Genomic DNA, 19,485 nt, shown 5'->3' on the forward strand with positions numbered 1-19,485 from the left:
TCCCGCAAGAGTTAGTGAACGGTCGTATACGGCGTTGGTTCTGTCATTGAAGCCTTTTGGACTGGACTAATGCTTCAGCAAATGGCGTATTGGTGAACAGTTGCAACGGAACTGGTGTGGGCCTATCGGTCACCTGGGTCGTCAGTCGCGCCCGGTTGGCCCCCGGCGTCGTCGGTTTGTCCGGTGCGCCGGTCCTTCAACGCGGCGTAGAGGATCACGGCGACGACGATCACGGCCGGCAAGAAGGCCGGCAGCGCCAGCAGAAGCATGTGGTGTGCCAGGTACTCGACATGCTCAGTGGCCATGATTCCCGTATACCCCTGAAGTCGCCATATCCACGGCCGCGGCTCGCCCGCGTCGCGGGCGCGCACCCGCGGGCCGTTACCCTACGTTGAATACCGTTTCGTTCAGGCTGCCACGGCGTGGTGGCGGATGTGACCGCGGACGCGGACGCGACAAAGATGCAGGGGAGTACTGGGTGACGCAAGCGGCAACTCGACCCACCACCGAAGCCGGCGATGAAGCAGACATCCTGGCGGTAGCCCGCCGGCAGGTGCTCGAGGGCGGCGAGGGATTGAGCCGGGATCAGGTCCTGCAGGTGTTGCAATTGCCCGACGAGCGGCTCGAGGAGCTGCTGGCGCTGGCCCACGAGGTGCGCATGCGCTGGTGCGGCCCCGAGGTCGAGGTCGAGGGCATCATCAGCCTCAAGACCGGCGGCTGTCCCGAGGACTGCCACTTCTGCTCCCAATCCGGGCTGTTCGCCTCGCCGGTGCGCAGCGCCTGGCTGGACATCCCGAGCCTGGTCGAGGCCGCCAAGCAAACCGCGAAGTCGGGTGCCACCGAATTCTGCATCGTGGCCGCGGTACGCGGTCCGGATAAGCGGCTGATGTCCCAGGTCGCGGCCGGCATCGAGGCGATCCGCAACGAGGTCGAGATCAACGTCGCCTGCTCGCTGGGCATGCTGACCGCCGAGCAGGTCGACGAGCTCGCCGCGATGGGCGTGCACCGCTACAACCACAACCTGGAGACCGCGAAGTCGTTCTTCACCAATGTCGTCACCACCCACACCTGGGAAGAGCGCTGGCAGACGTTGACGATGGTGCGCGACGCGGGCATGGAGGTGTGCTGCGGCGGCATCCTCGGCATGGGAGAAACCCTGGAGCAGCGCGCGGAATTCGCCGCCGACCTCGCCGAGCTCGGCCCCGACGAGGTGCCGCTGAACTTCCTCAACCCGCGGCCCGGCACGCCGTTCGGCGATCTTGAGGTGATGCCGGCCGGCGAAGCACTGAAGTCGGTGGCCGCGTTCCGGCTGGCGTTGCCGCGCACCATGCTGCGGTTCGCCGGTGGCCGGGAGATCACCCTGGGCGACCTGGGCGCCAAGCAGGGCATCCTGGGCGGGATCAACGCCGTGATCGTCGGGAACTATCTGACCACCCTGGGCCGCCCCGCCGAATCCGATCTGGAGCTGCTCGAGGATCTGCAGATGCCGATCAAGGCGCTCAATGCCAGCTTGTAAGCCACGCGGTAGCGGCTAGGTTTGAGTCTTGTGGTTGGAGATCTGGGCGCTCCCGTCAGCGCCGGCGTCTACAACGTCTACACCGGGGAATTGGGGGGTACGACGGTGCCAACCGCGGCCCAGCTGGGTCTTGAGCCGCCGCGCTTCTGCGCCGAATGCGGGCGCCGGATGATCGTCCAGGTTCGCCCCGACGGCTGGCGCGCGCGTTGCTCGCGACACGGCGAGGTGGACTCGGCGGATCTGGAGACTCAGCGGTGACCGAGCCCTGGGCGCCCGCGGCCCCCGAGCCCGCGGTGCCGACGGCTGTGCAACCCGCCCGGCCGTCGCGGGTGCGCGCGATCGTCGTTGCGGTCCTCGGGCTTTCGGCGACCGGGGTGTTGGTGGGCGGTCTGTGGGCGTGGATGGCCCCGCCGATTCACTTGGTGGTGGCGATCACCCGCTCCGGCGAGCGGGTGCATGACTACCTGGGCACCGAATCTCAGCACTTCTTCGACGTGCCGTGCCTGATGCTGGGTCTGTTGACGGTGCTGGCGGTGGTGGCATCGGTGCTGGCGTGGCAGTGGCGCCGGCTGCGGGGCCCGGGCATGGTCGTCGGCCTGACACTCGGCATGGTCGGTGCGGCCGGCGTGGCGTCGGCGGTGGGGGCGGTGCTGGCCCTGCTGCGCTACGGCGCGCTCGACGTCGACAAGGTGCCGGTGGTGGGCAGCCCCGCGGTGTCCTACGTCATCCAAGCGCCGCCGGTGTTCTTCGGCCCCGGCCCGCTCCAGATCGCCACCACGCTGCTGTGGCCCGCCGCCATCGCCGCACTGGTCTATGCCCTGCTGGCGGCCGGAAGCGCCCACGACGACCTGGGCAGCTCAGGGCTCACCGATCAGCCATCCCACGCGCGGCCGATGGAGCCGGAAGCCTCCGTGTCCTAGCGGACGCGTCACAACGGACGGCGATGAATCTTTCGTCCGGTCAGCACCTTGGCCGCGATCACGCCCAGTCGCATCATGCCGGCGTAGGTCATGGGGTTGAACGCCGTCGGCCACACGGTCCTGATCAGGTGTTCGTTGATCGGCCGGCGGGCGAAGCGGTCGGTGAGCCAGCGCAGCGTCATCGGCGCCGACAGCGGGTGCAGGAGCATGTGCTCGTTGAACGCGTCGCGGTGGTAGGTGACGCTGGCGCCGCCGGCCGAATAGGAGTCCGCCAGCGCGTCGATGTCGTGGACGTCGATCAGGTAGTCGTGGACGGCCTGCACGATCAAGACCGGCGGCGCGGGTGTCGCGACGCCGAGCTTGATGTTGTCGAAGACATAGGACACCTCGGGGGTCGACAATATGTCCTCGAGCGGCTCGTCGAGGTAGTCGCCCATGTTCTTGCCGGCCATTCGCAGTACGGCCTCGACCGTCGTCATCGACTCCAGCCGGTCCAGCAGGGCGCGTCCTTCGTCGTTGGTGTGCTCTTCGATGACCCTGTTCAGGTCGGGGTAGATGTGTGCCAGCGCGGCCACCACCATCGCGGGCAGGCCCGCCAGGAAGCCGCCGTTGAGGCGCCGGAAGGTGTGGCCCAGATCGCCGACCGGCGAACCCAGCACCGCCCCGACGACGTCCAGCTCGGGCGCGTAGTCGGCGCACACCTCGGCAGCCCAGGCACTGGCCAGCCCACCGCCGGAGTATCCCCACAGCCCGATCGGCGCCTTTGTGGACGTCGGGATCCGGGACGAGTTCATGGCAGCCCGGATGCCGTCGAGGGTGCGGTAGCCGGGTTCGAAGGGGGCACCCCACATGCCCAGCAGTCCTTCATGGTCGGGCACCGAGACCACCCAACCCTCGGCGACGGCCGCGGCGACCAGGAAGAGCTCCAATTGGGCGATGGAACCCAGCGCCTTCGATCTTCTGCGCAGTGCATAGGACGGAAAGCAACGCGCCGACATGGCGTCGATCGCGCACTGGTAGGACAGCAGCGGGGTGTTCTGACCGGCAACGCGTTCGGCCGGGACGAGGACCGTCGTCACGCACGCCTCGGGCGCGCCGTTCATGTCCGTGGTCCGGTAGAGCAGCTGGATGGCCGAAACCGATTGCGGAATCAGGCCGAGAAAGGCCAGTTCGACATCGCGGGAGCGCAGCACGGTGCCGGGTTCGGCGTGCTGGAAACCGGACGGCGGCTGATAGAACGGGTCGTCTGAGGGCAGCAGTGGGCGCGCCTTAGGCTGCAATGCCTCGTGTGGCGGCCGACCGATCCATTCCGCACCGTCGGTACCTGCCAAATTGCCGAGTTCAACCAATTCAGGATCCCTTCTAGGCCATCGGGCATTTTCGCGCATGAACAGTCGGTAACCAAACTGTAATGGCCAGCTTGTGAGCGATTGCTCGTCAAGTGGGCGCGGGTGACGCAGATCAAGGCTGGCCGGGCGGCCGCAGCGCGGCGAATTCGTCAGTGACTCGCAGCGCGGCGTCGGTGAAGTGGTACAACGCGGCCGGTCGCCCCCCGCTGCGGCCCGACTGCGCGATGGTGCCGGTCTGCGTGATCACGCCGCGACGGGCCAGCACTCGCTGCAGATTCGTCGCGTCCACTTGGTAGCCCAGGGTTGCGCTGTAGATGTCACGCAGCGTGGACAGAGCGAATTCCCTTGGCGCCAACGCAAATCCGATGTTTGTGTAGGACATCTTGGCGACCAGCCGGGCATGCGCGTGCGTCACCATCGGGCCGTGATCGAACGCCATCGGCGGCAGTGCGCTCACCGGGTGCCACCGGGTGTCCGGCGGCAGCTCCGGAGTGGCGGGGGAGGGCACCAGGCCCAGGAATGTCGACGCGATCACCCGCGCGCCCGGCACCCGGCCGGGGTCGGAGAACACGGCGAGCTGCTCCAGGTGAGCCAGCTCGCGCAGATCCACTTTTTCGGCCAGCTGGCGCCGCACCGAGGTGGTCATGTCCTCGTCGTTGCGCAACCGCCCGCCCGGCAGCGACCAAGAACCGCGTTGCGGATCCCGCGCACGCTCCCATAACAGCACGTTAAGCTGCGGTTTTCCCTTTCGGGAGGCGCCCTTAACCTGCTCGGTCGCCTGGCGAACTTGGAACACGACCGCGAGCACTTCATGCGCGGTGCTACCATTGGGCATGTTTTCGATTGTAAGTCGAAAACCTCCTAAGTCGAAAGGAGCCGCCGTGACGGTCATGAATCGCATGGACTCGCTCGCCGAAGACATGGTTGCCAGCATCACCGACTCGCCCACCGGCTACGGCGGCGTAGACGGTGATAAGCAGTGGGCCAGCGAGATTCGCCGCCTGGCGAACCTGCGCGGCGCCACCGTGCTCGCCCACAACTACCAGTTGCCCGCGATTCAGGACGTCGCCGATCACGTCGGCGATTCGCTTGCGCTGTCGCGCATCGCCGCCGAAGCACCGGAGGACACCATCGTGTTCTGTGGCGTGCACTTCATGGCCGAGACGGCCAAGATTCTGAGCCCGCACAAAACCGTGCTGATCCCTGATCAGCGGGCGGGTTGTTCGCTGGCCGATTCCATCACTCCCGACGAGCTGAGCGCCTGGAAGGACGAGCACCCCGGCGCCGTCGTCGTCTCCTACGTCAACACCACCGCGGCCGTGAAGGCGCTCACCGACATCTGCTGCACCTCGTCCAACGCGGTCGACGTGGTCGAGTCGATCAACCCCGACCGCGAGGTGCTGTTCTGCCCGGACCAATTCCTCGGAGCCCACGTGCGCCGGGTGACCGGTCGCAAGAACGTCCACGTGTGGGCCGGTGAATGCCACGTGCACGCCGGAATCAACGGCGACGAGCTCACCGATCAGGCCCGCGCCAATCCCGACGCCGAACTGTATGTACACCCCGAATGTGGTTGTGCGACTTCGGCGTTGTACCTCGCCGGCGAGGGAGCCTTTCCCGCCGAACGGGTCAAGATCCTTTCCACCGGCGGCATGCTGGACGCGGCACACCAGACGCGCGCCCGCAAGGTCCTGGTCGCCACCGAGGTCGGCATGTTGCACCAATTGCGCCGCGCCGCACCGCAAGTCGACTTCCAGGCGGTCAACGACCGCGCGTCCTGCAAGTACATGAAGATGATCACCCCCGCGGCGTTGTTGCGCTGCCTGGTCGACGGCGCCGACGAGGTTCACGTCGACCCGGACATCGCGGCGGCGGGCCGGCGCAGCGTGCAGCGCATGATCGAGATCGGCCAGCCGGGCGGCGGCGAATGATGACCCGTCCCGCTTGGACCGATAGCGCTGACGTCGTCGTAATCGGCACGGGTGTCGGGGGATTGGCCGCCGCGCTGGCGGCTCACCGGGCCGGCCGCAACGTCGTCGTGCTCAACAAGGCCGAAGAAACCCACGGGGTCACCGCTACGCACTACGCGCAGGGCGGGATCGCGGTCGTGCTGCCGGACAACGACGACTCGGTCGAGGCGCACGTCGACGACACGCTGGCCGCGGGTGCCGGGATGTGCGATCCGGGCGCGGTCTACTCGATCGTCGCCGACGGCTACCGCGCGGTCAGCGAATTGGTCTCCAACGGTGCTCGATTCGACGAATCAATGCCCGGCCGGTGGGCGCTGACCCGCGAGGGCGGGCACTCGCGGCGTCGCATCGTTCATGCCGGCGGCGACGCCACCGGCGCCGAGGTGCAGCGGGCACTCGACCATGCCGCCCGGATGCTGGACATCCGCAGCAGCCACGTGGCACTGCGGGTGCTGCATGACGGTGCGGCGGTGACCGGCGTAGCCGTGGGCAATCCGGACGGCATCGGGATCATCAGCGCGCCGTCGGTGATCCTGGCCTCCGGCGGCCTCGGGCATCTCTACAGCGCGACCACCAACCCGGACGGATCCACTGGCGACGGAATCGCTTTGGCGTTGTGGGCCGGCGTCGCGGTCAGCGATCTCGAGTTCATCCAGTTCCACCCCACCATGCTGTTCGGTGGACAGGCCGGCGGTCGCCGGCCGCTGATCACCGAAGCCATCCGCGGTGAGGGTGCGGTATTGATTGACCGGCAAGGCAATTCGGTCACCGCGGGAGTGCACCCGATGGGAGACCTGGCGCCGCGTGATGTCGTCGCGGGGGCCATCGATGCACGGCTGAGGGTCACCGGCGACGAATGCGTCTTCCTCGACGCGCGCGGCATCGACGGTTTCGCGGCGCGGTTCCCCAACGTCACCGCCGCGTGCCGGGCCGCCGGCGTCGACCCGGTCCGCCAACCCATCCCGGTGGTACCGGGCGCGCACTACAGCTGCGGTGGCGTGGTCACCGACGTGCACGGCCGGACAGAATTGCCCGGGCTGTTCGCCGCCGGTGAGGTGGCCCGCACCGGCATGCACGGAGCGAATCGCTTGGCGTCCAACAGCTTGCTGGAAGGTCTGGTGGTCGGCGGCCGTGCCGGAAAGGCCGCTTCGACACACGCGCTGGCGACCGGACGGGCGCTCGCGACCCCGCCCGAGCCGATCGCCCACACCGCGTCGAAACGCCGCGAACTGCAATCCGCGATGACTCGCGACGCGTCGGTGGTGCGCGATGCCTCCGGGCTGCAGCGGCTGTCCGAGACGCTGTCCCGGGCGCGGGTCCGCGCGATCGAGGGCCGTCGCGATTTCGAGGACGTCGCGTTGACGCTCACCGCCCGCGCGGTGGCCGCTGCGGCGTTGGCCCGCAGCGAAAGCCGGGGCTGCCACCACCGCGCCGAATACCCGGAGTCCGCGCCGGACAAGGCCCGCAGCATCATGGTCCGGTCGGCCGACACGGTGTACGCCGAAGACCTGGCGGCGGTGTCCTGATGACGTTGTCCGACGCGGAGCTGGCCGTTGCCCTCGACACCGTCCGGCGCGGCCTGGACGAGGATCTGCGCTACGGCCCCGACGTCACCACCCTCGCGACGGTGCCCGCCGGCGAAGCGACGGCGGCCATGGTGCCCCGCGAGGCCGGCGTCATCGCCGGATTGGATGTCGCCCTGCTGGTGCTCGGCGAGGTGCTCGGTGCCGACGGCTATCAGGTGCTCGACCGCGTCGACGACGGCGCCCGCGTGCAACCCGGCCAGCCGGTCTTGACGGTGCGGGCTGAGAACCGTGGGCTGTTGACCGCCGAGCGGACGATGCTGAACCTGATCTGCCACCTGTCGGGGATCGCCACCGCGACCGCGGCCTGGGTGGACGCCGTCAGCGGCACCAAGGCGCAGGTCCGCGATACCCGCAAGACGCTGCCCGGCCTGCGCGCCCTGCAGAAGTACGCGGTCCGGATCGGCGGCGGGGTCAACCACCGCCTCGGGCTGGGCGACGCCGCACTGATCAAGGACAACCACGTGGCGGCCGCCGGATCGGTCGTCGCGGCGCTGCAGGCGGTGCGCGAGGCCGCACCCGATCTGCCGTGTGAGGTCGAAGTCGACTCGCTCGAGCAGCTCGACGAGGTACTGCCCGAGAAGCCGGAGTTGATCCTGTTGGACAATTTCCCGGTGTGGCAGACCCAGATCGCCGTGCAGCGTCGTGACTCGCGCGCACCCGCGGTGTTGCTGGAGTCGTCGGGTGGGCTGAGCCTGGAGACCGCCGCGGACTACGCCGGCACCGGCGTGGACTACCTGGCCGTCGGCGCGCTGACGCACTCGGTACGCGTGCTCGATATCGGGCTGGATATGTAGGGCTGGCCCGGATGCGGCAGCTGACCTTCGAAGACGCCGGACGTTATATCTGGCGCGATGTGCCGGAGCCGGAGATTAGCGCTCCGGAACAAGCCGTGGTCAGGCCGCTGTTGGTGGCCTGCTGCGATCTCGACATCGCGGTTGCCAACGGCCAGGCGCCGCTGCCGCCCGGCTACGCCGTCGGGCACGAGGGGCTGGCCGAGGTGGTGGCCGTCGGCGATGCCGTGAGCACCGTTCGGCCGGGCGACTGGGTCGTCGTGCCGTTCCAGATCAGTTGCGGCAGCTGTTCGGCCTGCCGCCGCGGCGTGACCGGCTCGTGTGGCTCGGTGCCGCTGATGGCGATGTACGGTCTCGGCCCGCTCGCCGGGCTGAACGGCGGCGGATTCATGTCGGACGAGGTGCTGGTGCCCTACGCCGACGCGATGCTGCTCCCCGTCCCGGATGGCGTGCAGCCCAACGCCATCGCCTCGCTGTCGGACAACATTCCCGACGGCTGGCGGGCGGTGGGGCCGTATGCGGCCGAGTTGGCCGCGCTCGATCCGGCCGACCGCCGGGTGCTGGTGGTGGGCAAGCTCTCGATCGGGCTGTACGCCACCGCGTTCGCGGCCGCGCTGGGAGCCCGGGTCGACTACGTCGACCACGATGTGCGCCGGCTGACGGCCGCCGAGAAGCTCGGCGCGGTGGTCCACGATCGGGTGAAGCCCGATAAGACCTGGGAGCCGTATCCGGTCACGGTGCACACCTCCGCCGATCCGTCGCTGCTGGCCGCCACGCTGCGGGCGACCTGGCCGGACGGCGTGTGCACCGACACGGGGATCTACTACCAGCCGACCGTCGAGATGCCGCTGCTGCCGATGTACACGCGCGGGGTGAGGTTCGTCACCGGGCGGGTCAACGCGCGCTCGGCGATTCCGCAGGTGCTGGAGTTGCTGACCGGCGGGTGCGACCTGTCACCGGCCGTCGACCGGGTGGTGCCCTGGTCCGAAGCGCCGTCGGTATGGCCGACGATGGCCGGCAAGACCGTCTTCACCCGGGCCTAGGTTGCAGGCGTTGAGTGTGCATCCAGGCCGGCCTGGATGCACACTCGCCGGCCTCAGCGCACACTCGACCTGCGTTGTGGTCGCCGACCTCAGGCGATGTCGCTGACCAGCACCGCCATCCGGCGCAACTGCAGACGCACCAGCCGGGGCAGGCCCGTGCCGTCGGACCCCGCGGGCAGGATCCGGGGATTGGTGATGTGCACGACGCTGCGGGCAAAGTGCAGGTCAGCCTGACCGGCGGCCAGCACGTTCTTCACCCAGTCGGTCTTGCCGTGGCCCAGCGCGATCGCCAACACATTGCCGTTTCGATAGGCCGTGACGATGGTCTTGTACGTCTTGCCCGACGTGCGGCCGCGATGCTCGATCGTGCCCGTGCCGGGCAGGAAGCGCGCGATCGGCTTCAACGCCGGGTTGACGTATTTGACCTGGAAGTTCTCAAACCACGTCGGATACACCATCGGGATGCCCGGGGCGTTGTTCGGGTGATCCTTTGTGGACATGCCCACTCCCTTGCGGAACGTCTGTGCGCTGATTATCGGCACTGTACCGGTCGGATATTGATTTGAGTTCCTCTGGGACAATGGACGCTGTGACTGCCACACCCCCTTCTGTGCTGGCCCGCATCGACCTGCGGGGCGCGGAGCTGACGGCTGCCCGGCTGCGGGCGGCGTTGCCGCGCGGCGGGGCTGATGTGGAGTCGGTGTTGTCGAAGGTGCAGCCGATCGTGGCGGCCGTCGCCGAGCGTGGGGCCGAGGCTGCGCTGGACTACGGCGAGTCGTTCGACGGCGTACGCCCCGCGGCGGTACGGGTGCCCGTGGCCGCGTTGCGGGCCGCGCTGGACGGGCTGGACGACAACGTCCGCGACGCGCTGCAGGTGATGATCGAGCGGACCCGCGCCGTACACGCCGACCAGTGCCGGACCGACACCACCACGGTGCTCGGGCCGGGGGCAAGCGTCACCGAGCGATGGGTCCCCGTCGAGCGGGTCGGCCTGTACGTTCCCGGTGGTAACGCGGTGTATCCGTCCAGCGTGGTGATGAACGTGGTACCCGCGCAGGCGGCGGGGGTCGACTCGCTGGTGGTGACCAGTCCGCCGCAGGCCCGATTTGACGGCTTGCCGCACCCCACGATCCTGGCCGCGGCCCGGCTGCTCGGCGTGGACGAGGTGTGGGCGGTCGGCGGGGCGCAGGCGGTGGCGTTGCTGGCCTACGGCGGCGTCGACACCGACGGCACACAACTGGCGCCGGTCGACCTGATCACCGGGCCCGGCAACGTGTACGTCACGGCGGCTAAGCGGCTCTGCCGCTCGCTGGTCGGCATCGACGCCGAAGCCGGGCCAACCGAGATCGCCATCCTCGCCGACCACACCGCCGACCCGGCGCACGTGGCCGCCGACCTGATCAGCCAAGCCGAGCACGACGAGATGGCCGGCAGCGTGCTGGTGACCGCGAGCGAAGAGCTGGCCGCGGCCACCGACACCGAGGTCGCCGCGCAGCTGCAGACCACGGTCCACCGGGAACGGGTGACGACCGCGCTCAGCGGCCCGCAATCGGCGATCATCCTGGTTGACGACCTCGACGCCGGTGTCACGGTGGTCAACGCCTACGCGGCCGAGCATCTCGAGATCCAGACCGCCGACGCCCCGCGGGTTGCCGCCCGAATACGTTCGGCCGGAGCTATTTTCGTCGGTCCGTACTCGCCGGTCAGCCTCGGCGACTACTGCGCCGGCTCCAACCACGTGCTGCCGACCGCGGGCAGCGCCCGGCACTCCAGCGGTCTGTCTGTGCAGACCTTCCTGCGTGGCATCCACGTGGTGGACTACACCGAGGCGGCCCTCAAGGACGTCTCCGGACACGTGGTCACACTCGCGAAAGCCGAAGATCTGCCCGCCCATGGCGAGGCGGTCCGGCGGAGGTTCGAACGATGACCGCATCCGAACGGCAGGTCACCCTCGACGAGCTGCCGCTGCGCGACGACTTGCGCGGCAAATCGCCTTACGGCGCACCGCAACTGGCGGTTCCGGTGCGGCTGAACACCAATGAGAACCCGCACCCGCCCAGCCAGGCTCTGGTCGACGACGTCGTCCGGTCCGTGCAGGAAGTCGCCACCGATTTACACCGATACCCGGACCGCGACGCGGTGGCGTTGCGCACCGATCTGGCGAGCTACCTCACCGCGCAGACCGGCACCCTGCTCAGTTACGAAAATCTTTGGGCCGCCAATGGTTCCAATGAGATCTTGCAGCAGCTGTTGCAGGCGTTCGGCGGGCCGGGACGCAGCGCGATCGGGTTCGTTCCGTCTTATTCGATGCACCCGCTGATCTCCGACAGCACCCGCACCGAATGGATCGAGGCCCCGCGCGGTGACGACTTCAATCTCGACATCGACGCCGCCGTCGCCGCCATCACCGAGCGCAAACCGGACGTGGTGTTCGTCACCAGCCCGAACAACCCGACCGGACAAAGCATTCCGCTGGCAGACCTGCGCCGGCTGCTCGGCGTGACACCTGGCATTCTGATCGTCGACGAGGCGTACGGCGAGTTCTCGTCGCAGCCCAGCGCCGTCGAGCTGATCGAGGAGTACCCGACCCGGCTGGTCGTCAGCCGCACGATGAGCAAGGCGTTCGCGTTCGCCGGTGGCCGGTTGGGGTATCTGGTCGCCACGCCGGCTCTCATCGACGCGATGCTGCTGGTGCGATTGCCCTATCACCTGTCATCGGTCACCCAGGCCGCCGCCCGGGCCGCGCTGCGCCACGCCGACGACACCCTGGCCAGCGTGTCCACCTTGATCTCCGAACGCGAACGAGTCGTGGCAGGGTTGAGCCACTTGGGATTTCGGGTGATCCCCAGCGACGCGAACTTCGTGTTGTTCGGCGAATTCGCCGACGCGCCCGCCGCCTGGCGGCGCTACCTGGAGGTTGGCGTGCTGATCCGCGACGTCGGCATTCCCGGCTACCTGCGCACCACCATCGGACTTGCCGACGAGAACGACGCATTCCTCGAGGCGAGCGCCCAGATCGCCGCCACCGAGCTGGCCCCGGCCGATTCCCGCCCGGTCGCAGCGACCGCCGGCGCGACGACGCCGCGTGCGGCGGACCGCGATCATGTATTAGGAGCCCCGTGACAACCATTGCGACTCGTCGCGCGCGAATCGAGCGCCGCACCAAGGAATCCGACATCGTCGTCGAGCTCGACCTCGATGGCACCGGTCAGGTGCACGTCGACACCGGTGTGCCGTTCTACGACCACATGCTGACCGCGTTGGGCAGTCACGCCAGCTTCGACCTGACCGTGCGCACCAAGGGCGACGTGGAGATCGAAGGGCACCACACGATCGAGGACACCGCGATTGTGCTGGGCCAGGCGCTCGGGGAGGCTCTGGGCGACAAGAAGGGTATCCGCCGGTTCGGGGACGCGTTCATCCCGATGGACGAGACGCTGGCCCACGCCGCGGTCGACGTGTCGGGCCGGCCGTACTGCGTGCACAGCGGCGAGCCGGATCACCTGCAGCACACCACGATCGCCGGAAACTCGGTGCCCTATCACACCGTGATCAACCGGCATGTGTTCGAATCGCTGGCGGCCAACGCCCGCATCGCCCTGCACGTGCGGGTGCTGTACGGGCGCGACCCGCACCACATCACCGAAGCGCAGTTTAAGGCCGTCGCGCGCGCGCTGCGCCAAGCGGTCGAGCCCGACCCCCGGGTGTCGGGTGTGCCGTCCACCAAAGGTGTTTTGTGACAAACCGATCCGTCGTGGTGCTGGACTACGGCTCAGGCAACCTCCGGTCTGCGCAGCGTGCGCTGGAGCGGGTCGGTGCGACTGTGGAGGTCACCGCCGATGCGGGTGCGGCCGCGGCAGCCGACGGGCTGGTGGTGCCCGGGGTCGGCGCGTACGAGGCGTGCATGACCGGCCTGCGCAAGATCGCGGGGGAGCGGATCATCGCCGAACGGGTGGCCGCCGGGCGCCCGGTGCTCGGGGTCTGCGTCGGCATGCAGATCCTGTTCACGCGCGGCGTGGAGTTCGGGGTCGAGACGTCGGGGTGTGGGCAATGGCCCGGATCCGTGACTCGGCTGGATGCCCCGGTGATCCCGCACATGGGCTGGAATGTCGTCCAATCCGGTCCGGGCAGTGGGCTTTTCAAGGGCTTGGACGCGTCCGCGCGGTTCTACTTCGTGCATTCCTACGCCGCGCAGCGGTGGGAAGGCTCGCCGGAGGCGGTGCTGACGTGGGCCACCCATCAGGTGCGGTTTCTGGCGGCGGTCGAGGACGGGCCGCTGGCGGCCACTCAATTCCACCCGGAGAAGAGTGGGGATGCCGGTGCGGCCGTGTTGAGCAACTGGGTCCACGCCCTGTGACGATTTGCGCGAAACTGTATTCCACGACGCACGAGCCGAGAGGACGCGTCGCTAGTTGCAGTCTCGGCGCTCAGGAGGAGCTTTGTTGATTTTGTTACCCGCTGTCGACGTCGTCGAAGGCCGTGCCGTGCGCCTGGTGCAGGGCAAGGCCGGCAGCGAGACCGAGTACGGCTCGGCGCTGGACGCTGCGCTGAACTGGCAGCGCGACGGAGCCGACTGGATTCATCTGGTGGACCTCGACGCCGCGTTCGGCCGCGGGTCCAACCGCGAATTGCTCGCCGAGGTGGTGGGCAAGCTCGATGTGCAGGTGGAGCTGTCCGGCGGGATCCGCGACGACGATTCGCTGGCCGCGGCGCTGGCCACCGGCTGTGCCCGGGTCAACCTGGGCACCGCGGCGCTGGAGAATCCGCAGTGGTGCGCGCGGGCGATCAGCGAGCACGGTGAGAGGGTCGCCGTCGGCCTGGACGTCCAGATCGACCCTAGCCATCCGGGAGGCGAGCACCGGCTGCGCGGGCGGGGCTGGGAAACCGATGGTGGCGATCTGTGGGATGTGCTGGAACGCCTTGACGGCGAAGGATGTTCGCGGTTCGTCGTCACCGACGTCACCAAGGACGGAACGCTGGGCGGCCCCAACCTCGACCTGCTGGCCAGCGTCGCCGAGCGCACCGATGCCCCGGTCATCGCGTCCGGTGGCGTCTCGAGCCTGGACGACCTGCGGGCGATCGCCACTCTCACCGACCGCGGCGTCGAGGGAGCCATCGTGGGCAAGGCGCTCTACGCCGGGCGGTTCACCTTGCCGCAGGCACTGGACGCGGTACGGCAGTAGAACGATGGATCTGCACGCACTGCTGGCCGAGGCGTCGACAATCCTCGATGCAGCAGTGGAGCCGTTCGTGGCCGGCCATCGCGCCGACTCGGCGGTTCGCAAGAAGGGCAACGACTTCGCCACCCAGGTGGATCTGGCGATCGAGCGGCAGGTTGTCGCCGCGCTGGAAGCGGCCACCGGAATCGGAGTGCATGGCGAGGAATTCGGTGGCACGCCGGTCGATTCGCCGTGGGTGTGGGTGTTGGACCCGATCGACGGCACCTTCAACTACGCCGCCGGCTCACCGATGGCGGCGATACTGCTGGGCCTGCTGCACGAGGGCGAGCCGGTGGCCGGCTTGACCTGGATACCGTTCACGGACGACCGCTACCTGGCCGTCGCCGAAGGGCCGCTGATGAAAAACGATGTCGCGCAGACGCCGTTGAATCATACGCGATTGGCCGACACCCTGATCGGCGTCGGCACATTCAACGCCGGTTCGCGGGGACGATTCCCGGGGCGCTACCGACTGGCGGTGCTGGAAAAGCTGAGCCGGGTGTCCTCGCGACTGCGCATGCACGGCTCGACCGGTCTTGACCTGGTCTACGTGGCCGACGGAATCCTCTCGTGCGCAGTTCATTTCGGCGGCCAGGTGTGGGATCACGCCGCCGGGGTCGCGCAGGTTCGCGCCGCCGGTGGCACTGTCACCGATCTACTCGGTCAACCCTGGACCCCCGAGTCCCGGTCGGTGCTGGCCGCCGCCCCCGGAGCGTATGGGGAAATCCTCGAGATTCTGCGCAGCGCCGGCCGACCGGAGGACTACTGAGATGCACTCGGCTACCGACCTTGCCGTGCGGGTGATTCCGTGCCTGGACGTCGACGACGGGCGTGTGGTCAAGGGAGTCAATTTCGAGAACCTGCGCGACGCGGGCGACCCCGTCGAACTCGCCGCGGCCTATGACGCCGAGGGCGCCGACGAGCTGACCTTTCTGGACGTGACGGCGTCCTCGTCGGGCCGGGCGACGATGCTGGACGTGGTGCGCCACACCGCCGAGCAGGTGTTCATCCCGCTGACCGTCGGCGGCGGCGTCCGCGCCGTGGCCGACGTCGACGTCCTGCTCCGGGCGGGCGCGGACAAGGTCTCGGTGAATACCGCCGCGATCGCGCGCCCCGACCTATTGGCCGAGATGTCAAGGCAATTCGGCTCGCAGTGCATCGTGTTGTCCGTCGACGCCCGTACGGTGCCGCCGGGTTCGGCGCCGACGCGGTCGGGCTGGGAGGTCACCACGCACGGCGGCCGTCGCGGCACCGGCATCGACGCCGTCGAGTGGGCGGCCCGCGGCGCCGACCTCGGGGTGGGGGAGATTCTGCTCAATTCGATGGACGCCGATGGCACCAAGGCCGGTTTCGATCTGGCGATGCTGCGCGCGGTCCGCGCGGCGGTCACTGTTCCGGTGATCGCCAGCGGGGGCGCGGGCGCGGTCGACCACTTCGCGCCCGCGGTCGAAGCCGGTGCCGATGCGGTGTTGGCGGCCAGCGTCTTTCACTTCCGGGAGTTGACGATCGGGCAGGTGAAGGCGGCGATGGCCGCAGAAGGGATCACGGTACGATGACACTCGATCCCGAGATCGCTTCGCGCCTCAAACGCAATTCCGACGGCCTGTTCACCGCCGTCGTGCAGGAGCGGGGCAGCGGGGACGTGCTGATGGTCGCCTGGATGGACGACGAAGCGCTGGCCCGCACCCTGAAAACCCGCGAGGCCACCTACTTTTCGCGGTCCCGCGGCGAGCAGTGGATCAAGGGCGCGACGTCGGGGCACACCCAGCATGTGCACTCGGTGCGCCTGGACTGCGACGGTGACGCCGTGCTGCTGACGGTCGACCAGGTCGGCGGCGCGTGCCACACCGGAGACCACAGCTGCTTCGATGCCGACGCGCTGCTCGAACCCGAGAATTAGCGCGGCGCGACGTCCAGGCTGTTGGCTGCTTCGAGGGCCGCGCGTGTCCATTCGTGACGAAAGACCGCCGGTGAGATGCGATCTCGCCGAATGACTTCGAGGTCGATCGCCCTTCCGGCGGTCACGGCGTTGGGCACCCGGAACGAGTACGCGGGCTCCTCGGTGGCGACGGTAAGGATGGCGTCGTTGTCGGTCAAGTTGTTGGCACGCATCGCCTCCTCTGCCCATTTGAACGGCTTTTGGCCGTCGAAGGTCCGGACATACACCACCCACAACCGCGTGCCGCGCATGTTGTACAGCTTGGTGAGCGCCCGATTCACCGTGTCGTATTCGATGGGCCCGAGCACACCCGCCTGGTCGGTGAGTTGGCCGGCCAGCTTGATCCCGGGTTTCGCGGGCGCCGCCGCCTGGCTAGTCGTCGGCGCGACAGATTTCGCGTTGCCGTTGCCGTGCGAGCCGCCGAACACGCGGACGCCGACGAGGACCCCAAGGCCGACCAGGGCCAGACCGACGACGGCGGCGACCGCCACCGCCGTACGCCGGGTGCTGCGCGCGGGCGGCGTTGCGGGCGAAGCGGTTTGGGCCTTGGCGATTACTTCGGTGTCCGCGATCGGGCCCGCTCGGGTCGGACCGACGGCGTCGACCGCGGTGCCGAGCTGGCTGCCGAGCGCGGCCGCGAAATCCGAACAGGTCGCAAAACGCTCGGCGGGGTTTTTGGCCAAGGCTTTGGCGAGTGCGCCGTCGAGATCCGCCAGTTCGGGCCGGCGCTGGCTGACCGGCGGTGGCGGCGCGGACAAGTGCTGTGTGATGACCACCGCGGGATTGGAATTCTGAAACGGAGCGGCACCCGTCAACAGGTTGAACGCGGTACATCCCAGCGCGTACTGGTCGGCGCGTCCGTCGATGTCGAGTCCCTGCAGCTGCTCGGGCGCGCAATAGGCGGTGGTGCCCATCATCATGTTGGTCGCTGTCAGGCCGCTGATCTCACCCAGCTCGCGCGCGATGCCGAAATCGGCCAGCAGGATGCGCCGTCGCGGCGTGGCGTCACTGATCAGGATGTTCGCGGGTTTGACGTCGCGGTGCAGCAGGCCGCGCGAATGCGCGTAATCCAGCGCGTCGGCCATGGCGGCGATGATCTCGACGACGTCGGCTTTCGGCAGCCCCGACGGGTACTGGCGCAGCAGCTGTGCGGCGTCGGTGCCCTCCACGTAATCCATCGAAATCCACAGTTGCCCTTCGTATTCGCCGCGGTCGTGGATACCGACGATGTGCTCGTTGTACAGGCTCGCGGCGAGATCGGCCTCCCGGTTGAAGCGCTGCCGGAACTCGAGGTTGTCGGTGAGCTCACCGGGCAGGATCTTCAGGGCGTCACGGCGCGGCAGCCGTGGATGCTGCGCCAGATACACCTCGCCCATCCCGCCTGCCCCCAGCCGCCGAATGATCCTGAATCCGGCGAACAGCGCGCCTTCGGGTAACCCATCGCTTTGCGGCATGTGAGCATGCTACTGAGACGATGATTGCCGCGGCCGGCAAATCGCGGCCGTGCGGGACAGCCGCACGCGGCGCGCCCCAGGCGGCACCCGCCGACGATTTCGATCAGAATGGCAGGCGATGCGCGAACGGATGTCGTGGAACGTCGTGGTGCCGCTGGTCGCTCTCGTCATGCTGGCACTGGCCTGGGGCACGGAGCCGGGGCCGTTGCTGGCCGCGCTCGAGGCGATCGTCCTGATCGGCGCCGTGTTGGCCGCGGTGCACCACGCCGAAGTGGTCGCACACCGGGTCGGTGAGCCGTTCGGGTCGCTGGTGCTCGCCACCGCGGTGACCGTCATCGAGCTGGCCCTGATCATCGCGCTGATGGCCTCGGGCGGAAACGAAGCGGAGACGCTGGCCCGGGATACCGCGTTCGCCGCCCTGATGATCACCACCAACGGCATCGCCGGGCTGTCACTGCTGTTGGGCTCGCACCGCTACGGCGTGACGTTGTTCAATCCCGAAGGCAGCGGTGCGGCGCTGGCCACGCTCACCACGCTGGCGACGCTGAGCCTGGCGCTGCCCAGCTTCACCACGACTCGTGGTCGTCAGGAGTTCTCGCCCGGGCAGCTCGTATTCGCCGCCGTCGCTTCGCTGCTGGTCTACCTGCTGTTCGTCTTCACCCAGACGGTGCGGCATCGCGACTTCTTTCTGCCGATCGCGCAGCGCGGTCAGCAACGCATCCTCGACGAGGAAAGCCACGCGGAACCGCCGAGCCAAGCCGCGGCACTGCGCAGCCTTGCGCTGCTGGTGGGCGCGCTTGTCGCGGTGGTGGGCCTGGCCGAACAGGAGTCGCCGGCCGTCGAGAAACTGGTGTCGGTCGCGGGATTCCCAAACTCGTTCGTCGGCGTGGTGATCGCGGGCCTGGTGCTGCTGCCCGAGACGCTGGCGGCGGTGCGAGCGGCGCGACAGGGCCGCATTCAGACCAGCCTCAACCTCGCGTACGGCTCGGCGATGGCCAGCATCGGGCTCACCATTCCCGGCATCGCGCTGGCGTCGATCTGGATCAAGGGACCGCTGATTCTCGGGCTGGGCTCGACGCAGCTGGTGCTGTTTGCGTTGACCGTGGTGATCAGCATGCTCACCGTGATCCCCGGCCGGGCGACCCGGCTACAGGGCGAGGTGCATCTGGTGCTGCTGGCCGCGTTCGTGTTCCTGGCGATCGTCCCGTAACCGCAAGCAGCGCAAGCGATTACGCCGACGAACGCGCCCGCAGGGTTTGCAGCGCCTGGTCGGCGTGGGTGTCCATGCTGAACTCGCTGGAAATCACGTTGAGCACCTTGCGATCGGTGTCGATCACGAACGTCGTGCGCTTGACCGGCATCAACTTGCCGAGCAGACCGCGCTTGACGCCGAACTGCGTGGCCACCGTGCCGTCGGTGTCGGACAGCAGCGGGTAGTCGAAGCTTTCCTTGTCGGCGAACTTGGCCTGCTTCTGCACCGCATCGGTGCTGATGCCGACGCGACTGGCGCCGACCGCCGCGAATTCGGCAGCCAGGTCCCGGAAATGGCAGGCTTCCTTGGTGCACCCGGGAGTCATTGCCGCGGGGTAGAAGAACAGCACCACGGGGCCGTCGGCAAGCAGGGCGCTGAGCGTGCGGGGCGTTCCGGTCTGATCGGGAAGTTCGAAATCGGCCACTGTGTCACCAGTTTTCATGGCC

At 68.4% G+C, this 19,485-nt stretch carries 22 protein-coding genes; 16 read left to right on the forward strand and 6 right to left on the reverse strand.

Annotation, left to right across the window (positions count from 1 at the left end; all coding sequences use genetic code 11):
- Positions 1-122: 122 nt before the first annotated feature.
- Positions 123-305, reverse strand: coding sequence for a hypothetical protein (locus tag MAAFP003_RS11560; protein ID WP_096287026.1), 183 nt, complete (start codon positions 303-305; stop codon positions 123-125).
- Between the two features lie 173 nt (positions 306-478).
- Here MAAFP003_RS11560 and bioB point away from each other — a divergent pair, with 173 nt between their 5' ends.
- From bioB to MAAFP003_RS11575, 3 genes are read left to right on the forward strand one after another with little or no spacing between them, the layout of a single operon-like run.
- Positions 479-1,516, forward strand: a complete 1,038-nt coding sequence (gene bioB, locus MAAFP003_RS11565; protein ID WP_096287028.1) for a biotin synthase BioB — start codon at positions 479-481, stop codon at positions 1,514-1,516.
- Between the two features lie 30 nt (positions 1,517-1,546).
- The gene (bsaP, locus tag MAAFP003_RS11570; RefSeq protein WP_096291074.1) at positions 1,547-1,774 is read left to right on the forward strand and encodes a biotin synthase auxiliary protein BsaP; all 228 of its coding nucleotides are present in this window, start codon (positions 1,547-1,549) and stop codon (positions 1,772-1,774) included.
- Positions 1,775-1,809: 35 nt separating this feature from the next.
- On the forward strand, positions 1,810-2,436 hold the full coding sequence (locus tag MAAFP003_RS11575; protein ID WP_243393962.1) for a DUF2567 domain-containing protein: 627 nt from the start codon (positions 1,810-1,812) through the stop codon (positions 2,434-2,436).
- An 8-nt stretch (positions 2,437-2,444) separates the two neighbouring features.
- Here the strand turns inward: MAAFP003_RS11575 and MAAFP003_RS11580 are convergent, their stop codons facing one another.
- Positions 2,445-3,785, reverse strand: a complete 1,341-nt coding sequence (locus MAAFP003_RS11580) for a lipase family protein (protein WP_096287032.1) — start codon at positions 3,783-3,785, stop codon at positions 2,445-2,447.
- Positions 3,786-3,897: 112 nt separating this feature from the next.
- On the reverse strand, positions 3,898-4,620 hold the full coding sequence (locus tag MAAFP003_RS11585) for an NUDIX hydrolase (protein WP_096287034.1): 723 nt from the start codon (positions 4,618-4,620) through the stop codon (positions 3,898-3,900).
- 46 nt (positions 4,621-4,666) lie between these two features.
- Between MAAFP003_RS11585 and nadA the strand changes: the two genes are divergently transcribed.
- The 4 genes from nadA to MAAFP003_RS11605 are packed head-to-tail and all read left to right on the forward strand — an operon-like array spanning position 4,667 to position 9,175.
- Positions 4,667-5,716 carry a quinolinate synthase NadA gene (nadA, locus tag MAAFP003_RS11590; RefSeq protein WP_096287036.1) on the forward strand — a complete coding sequence of 350 codons (1,050 nt, stop codon included), beginning with the start codon at positions 4,667-4,669 and terminating at the stop codon, positions 5,714-5,716.
- Positions 5,716-7,281, forward strand: a complete 1,566-nt coding sequence (locus MAAFP003_RS11595) for an L-aspartate oxidase (RefSeq protein WP_096287038.1) — start codon at positions 5,716-5,718, stop codon at positions 7,279-7,281. Before nadA ends, MAAFP003_RS11595 begins: the two co-directional genes overlap by 1 nt.
- A complete protein-coding gene (gene nadC, locus MAAFP003_RS11600; RefSeq protein ID WP_096287040.1) occupies positions 7,281-8,135 on the forward strand; it encodes a carboxylating nicotinate-nucleotide diphosphorylase in 855 nt (284 codons plus the stop codon). The genes MAAFP003_RS11595 and nadC overlap by 1 nt, the downstream gene beginning before the upstream one ends.
- An 11-nt stretch (positions 8,136-8,146) precedes the next feature.
- Entirely contained in the window at positions 8,147-9,175 is a 1,029-nt protein-coding gene (locus MAAFP003_RS11605; RefSeq protein ID WP_096287042.1) for an alcohol dehydrogenase catalytic domain-containing protein, read from the forward strand.
- Between the two features lie 89 nt (positions 9,176-9,264).
- Here the strand turns inward: MAAFP003_RS11605 and MAAFP003_RS11610 are convergent, their stop codons facing one another.
- Entirely contained in the window at positions 9,265-9,675 is a 411-nt protein-coding gene (locus MAAFP003_RS11610; protein WP_090608898.1) for a nitroreductase family deazaflavin-dependent oxidoreductase, read from the reverse strand.
- A gap of 110 nt (positions 9,676-9,785) precedes the next feature.
- Here MAAFP003_RS11610 and hisD point away from each other — a divergent pair, with 110 nt between their 5' ends.
- The 8 genes from hisD to hisI all read left to right on the forward strand — a co-directional run bounded on the left by hisD (position 9,786) and on the right by hisI (position 16,294).
- Positions 9,786-11,102, forward strand: coding sequence for a histidinol dehydrogenase (gene hisD / locus MAAFP003_RS11615; protein WP_096287044.1), 1,317 nt, complete (start codon positions 9,786-9,788; stop codon positions 11,100-11,102).
- Entirely contained in the window at positions 11,099-12,298 is a 1,200-nt protein-coding gene (locus MAAFP003_RS11620) for a histidinol-phosphate transaminase (RefSeq protein ID WP_096287046.1), read from the forward strand. Before hisD ends, MAAFP003_RS11620 begins: the two co-directional genes overlap by 4 nt.
- On the forward strand, positions 12,283-12,915 hold the full coding sequence (gene hisB / locus MAAFP003_RS11625) for an imidazoleglycerol-phosphate dehydratase HisB (RefSeq protein WP_423790892.1): 633 nt from the start codon (positions 12,283-12,285) through the stop codon (positions 12,913-12,915). Before MAAFP003_RS11620 ends, hisB begins: the two co-directional genes overlap by 16 nt.
- On the forward strand, positions 12,912-13,532 hold the full coding sequence (gene hisH / locus MAAFP003_RS11630; protein ID WP_096287050.1) for an imidazole glycerol phosphate synthase subunit HisH: 621 nt from the start codon (positions 12,912-12,914) through the stop codon (positions 13,530-13,532). The genes hisB and hisH overlap by 4 nt, the downstream gene beginning before the upstream one ends.
- A gap of 82 nt (positions 13,533-13,614) precedes the next feature.
- Positions 13,615-14,358 carry a bifunctional 1-(5-phosphoribosyl)-5-((5-phosphoribosylamino)methylideneamino)imidazole-4-carboxamide isomerase/phosphoribosylanthranilate isomerase PriA gene (gene priA / locus MAAFP003_RS11635; protein WP_096287052.1) on the forward strand — a complete coding sequence of 248 codons (744 nt, stop codon included), beginning with the start codon at positions 13,615-13,617 and terminating at the stop codon, positions 14,356-14,358.
- 4 nt (positions 14,359-14,362) lie between these two features.
- Positions 14,363-15,163, forward strand: a complete 801-nt coding sequence (locus tag MAAFP003_RS11640) for an inositol monophosphatase family protein (RefSeq protein WP_096287054.1) — start codon at positions 14,363-14,365, stop codon at positions 15,161-15,163.
- A 1-nt stretch (position 15,164) separates the two neighbouring features.
- Positions 15,165-15,950, forward strand: a complete 786-nt coding sequence (gene hisF, locus MAAFP003_RS11645; RefSeq protein WP_096287056.1) for an imidazole glycerol phosphate synthase subunit HisF — start codon at positions 15,165-15,167, stop codon at positions 15,948-15,950.
- Positions 15,947-16,294: a phosphoribosyl-AMP cyclohydrolase gene (hisI, locus tag MAAFP003_RS11650; protein WP_096287058.1), complete on the forward strand. Its 348-nt coding sequence runs from the start codon at positions 15,947-15,949 to the stop codon at positions 16,292-16,294. The genes hisF and hisI overlap by 4 nt, the downstream gene beginning before the upstream one ends.
- Here the strand turns inward: hisI and MAAFP003_RS11655 are convergent.
- Positions 16,291-17,787: a serine/threonine-protein kinase gene (locus tag MAAFP003_RS11655; protein ID WP_096287060.1), complete on the reverse strand. Its 1,497-nt coding sequence runs from the start codon at positions 17,785-17,787 to the stop codon at positions 16,291-16,293. The genes hisI and MAAFP003_RS11655 overlap by 4 nt on opposite strands.
- Before the next feature lie 118 nt (positions 17,788-17,905).
- On the opposite strand from MAAFP003_RS11655, the gene MAAFP003_RS11660 reads away from it, so the two are divergent.
- Entirely contained in the window at positions 17,906-18,997 is a 1,092-nt protein-coding gene (locus tag MAAFP003_RS11660; protein WP_096287062.1) for a calcium:cation antiporter, read from the forward strand.
- 19 nt (positions 18,998-19,016) lie between these two features.
- Here the strand turns inward: MAAFP003_RS11660 and MAAFP003_RS11665 are convergent, their stop codons facing one another.
- Positions 19,017-19,481, reverse strand: coding sequence for a peroxiredoxin (locus tag MAAFP003_RS11665; RefSeq protein ID WP_096287064.1), 465 nt, complete (start codon positions 19,479-19,481; stop codon positions 19,017-19,019).
- Positions 19,482-19,485: the final 4 nt, after the last annotated feature.

It is taken from the genome of Mycobacterium ahvazicum (assembly GCF_900176255.2).
In the GTDB taxonomy this organism is placed as follows: domain Bacteria; phylum Actinomycetota; class Actinomycetes; order Mycobacteriales; family Mycobacteriaceae; genus Mycobacterium; species Mycobacterium ahvazicum.